Origin of the sequence: Achromobacter sp. (assembly GCF_036567245.1) — a bacterium.
Taxonomy (GTDB): domain Bacteria; phylum Pseudomonadota; class Gammaproteobacteria; order Burkholderiales; family Burkholderiaceae_B; genus Achromobacter.
In genome coordinates this window covers 1-3,525 of sequence record NZ_DATCUY010000161.1, presented here as the reverse complement: position 1 = coordinate 3,525, position 3,525 = coordinate 1, and the positions used below count along the sequence as shown (strand labels likewise).

Here is a 3,525-nt window from a genome sequence, read left to right as displayed (position 1 = left end):
CGCGCCCGCCTTGGTCAGGGCCGCGAACGACGCCTTGACGCCGCGCGCCATCGGCATGAACAGCGTGGCCAGCGTCCAGATGGCGCCCACGCCGATCACGCCGGCGCCGATGAAGCGCACTTGCGAGGCCCACAGGCCCGTGGCGTACTTGGCCAGCGACATGTTTGCAGGCATGTCGCCCATGGCGGTCAGGATGGGTACGGCGATGCCCCAGGAGATGATCAGCCCGGTCAGCATGGCCAGGCCCGCGACGATGCCGATCAGGTAGCCCGCCCCCAGCAACGCCAGCGAAAAGCCCATGGGCAGCCGGAACACCGCGCCGCCCAGCGCGAACCAGCCGCTGACGCTGTCGCCCAGCACGCGCAGGCCGCTGGCGGCGAAGCTGACCGCGGCGGCAACCACGCCGCCGGCGACGATGTCGCCCATGCCGGTGGCGGCCTTGGCGGGCGCCCGTCCGTTTTCCTCGGCCTCGTCCTGGGCGCGCTCGGCGCTGCCCACCCGCAGAATTTCCGCGGCGGCCACGCCTTCCGGATACGGCAGGTCGCTCTGCACCACCATTACGTGACGCAGCGGAATGGTGAACATCACGCCGAGCATGCCGCCCGCCGCGCAGATGCCCAGCGTCTGCCAGAACGGAAAGCCCTGCCAGTGCCCCATCATGACCAGGGCCGGCAGGATGAAGATGATGGATGACAGCGTGCCGGCCGCCGAGGCCTGGGTCTGCACCATGTTGTTTTCAAGGATGTTCGCGTCCTTGAACAGGCGCAGGACGGACATCGAGATCACCGCGGCCGGAATGGCGGATGAGAACGTCAGGCCCACCTTGAGTCCGAGAAAGACGTTGGAGGCCGTGAAGATGACGGTGATGATTGCGCCCAGGAGGATGCCGCGGAACGTAAGTTCGGGCAACGTGACCTCTGCCGGGACGCTGATGGGTTGGGTCATTGCAGTAATTCCTATCATGCCAGCCGCGAATTCTAGCGCCTTCGCGTCCACCCTGCGGCCACACCCTCTGGGCGGCAGCCGGGCACATCCTCGGCAGAAGCTGCCGCAAGCCGCAAAGCCTGCAACAGATTATGCTGAATTTCCGGGGGTTGCCCCGAAATTTTGATCACCCATGCCAGGAGCTAGGGTCTAGCATGGACATCAAACCAGGAGACGACAAGACCATGCGCGACGCCAGTTCCGCCCGCCCCGGGCAAGACATCCAGCACGACGCCGATCCCGCCGAAACCGCCGAATGGCGCGACGCGCTCCAGGCGCTGGTCCAGGCGGAAGGCGCCGACCGGGCAGGCTATGTGCTGGACAACCTGCTGGGCCATGCCGCGTCGCTGGGCCTGCGCGCCAACAGCCAGACCCGCACCGCCTACCTCAACACCATCCCCGCAGACCAGGAACCGCCCTTCCCCGGCAACCTGGCCGTGGAGGAGCGCATCGCCCGCATCAACCGCTGGAACGCGCTGGCCATGGTGGTGCGCGCCAACCAGGCGCATGGCGAGCTAGGCGGCCATATCGCCAGCTACGCCTCGGCCGCCGACCTGTTCGAAGTGGGATTCAACCACTTCTTCCGCGCGCAGAGCCAGGACGGGCCGGGCGACCTGGTCTACATGCAGCCGCACTCGGCGCCGGGCGTGTACGCCCGCGCCTATCTGGAAGGCTTCCTCGGCGAAGAAGACCTGGCGCATTTCCGCCAGGAGATCACCGCCTCGGCGCGCGGTCTGCGCGGACTGTCGTCGTATCCGCACCCGTGGCTGATGCCGGACTTCTGGCAGTTCCCTACGGGCTCAATGGGCATCGGCCCCATCAACGCCATCTACCAAGCGCGCTTCATGCGCTACCTCGAACACCGCTCGCTCATGCCCGGCGGCGACCGCAAGGTCTGGGGCATCTTCGGCGACGGCGAAATGGACGAACCCGAATCCATCGCCGCGCTGACGCTGGCCGCGCGCGAAAAACTCGACAACCTGGTCTTCGTCGTCAACTGCAACCTGCAACGGCTGGACGGTCCGGTGCGCGGCAATGGCCGCATCATCGACGAACTGGAAACGCTGTACGCGGGCGCGGGCTGGAACGTCATTAAGCTGGTCTGGGGCAGCGACTGGGACGCCCTCCTGCGGCGCGACACCAATGGCGCGCTGGCGCGCGCCTTCGCCAACACCGTGGACGGACAGTTCCAGACCTTCGCGGCCAATGACGGCGCCTTCAACCGCGCCCACTTCTTCAACCAGAATCCGGAGCTGGCCGCCCTGGTGGCCGACTGGAGCGACGAGGCCATCGACCGGCTGCACCGCGGCGGGCATGACATGGTCAAGATCCATGCGGCCTACCACCGCGCGGCCAACCATCGCGGCCAGCCCACCGTGATCCTGGCGCAGACCAAGAAGGGCTTTGGCATGGGCTCCGCCGGCCAGGGCAAGATGACCACGCACCAGCAGAAGAAGCTGGACGACGAGGCGCTGCTGGCCTTCCGCGACCGCTTCGCGCTGCCGATTTCGGACGCCGACTGCCTGGCGCTGAAGTTCTACCGTCCGGCCGAGGACAGCGCCGAACTGCGCCACCTGCAGGCGCGCCGCGCGGCGCTGGGCGGCCACATTCCCCGACGCAACACCGAGGCGCCCCGCCTGGCGCCGCCGGACGCGGAACACTGGGCGCGCTTCGCGCTGGCCGCCGACGGCAAGGAAATGTCGTCCACCATGGCCATCGTGCGCATGCTGACGGCGCTGCTCAAGGACGCCACCGTGGGGCCGCGCATCGTGCCCATCGTGGCGGACGAGGCGCGCACCTTCGGCATGGCCAACCTGTTCCGCCAGATCGGCATCTATTCGGCGCAAGGCCAGCTCTATGAGCCCGAGGACATCGGCTCGGTGCTGTACTACCGCGAGGCCCGCGACGGCCAGATACTGGAAGAAGGCATCACCGAGGCCGGCGCGATTTCGTCCTGGACAGCCGCCGGCACCAGCTACTCGGTCAACGGCCTGCCGATGCTGCCCTTCTATATCTATTACTCGATGTTCGGCTTCCAGCGCATCGGCGACCTGATCTGGGCCGCCGCCGACCAGCGCACGCGCGGCTTCCTCATCGGCGCCACCTCCGGCCGTACCACCCTGGGCGGCGAAGGGCTGCAGCACCAGGACGGCTCCAGCCACATCATGGCGGCGGCCGTGCCGAACTGCCGCGCCTACGATCCGGCCTACGCCTTCGAGGTCGCCGTCATCGTCGAACACGGCATGCGCCGCATGCTGGACGAGCAGCGCGATGAATTCTTCTACCTGACCGTCACCAACGAAAACCTGGCGCAACCGGACATGCCTCAAGGCGAGGACGTGCGCGAGGGCATCCTGCGCGGCATGTACCGCCTGCGGCCCGCCCGCACCCAGGCCCAGGTGCGCCTGCTGGGCGCGGGCCCGATGCTGCGCGAGGCGGAACTCGCGGCAGAACGCCTGCAGGCCGACTATGGCGTGGATGCGGAAGTCTGGAGCGTCACCAGCTACTCCGAGCTGGCGCGCGCTGGCCGCGAAGCCGAAC

2 protein-coding genes are annotated in these 3,525 nt (G+C 67.8%); one reads left to right on the top strand and one right to left on the bottom strand.

Translation table 11 applies throughout. The features are described 5' to 3' along the window. Nucleotides 1–945 (bottom strand): OPT family oligopeptide transporter (locus VIR09_RS07040; protein WP_332012226.1); only part of this gene is annotated, 945 nt, incomplete at its 3' end. Between the two features lie 224 nt (nucleotides 946–1,169). Between VIR09_RS07040 and mdeB the strand changes: the two genes are divergently transcribed. Next, on the top strand, nucleotides 1,170–3,525 hold a 2,356-nt coding region (mdeB, locus tag VIR09_RS07035; protein WP_332012227.1), incomplete at its 3' end, for an alpha-ketoglutarate dehydrogenase.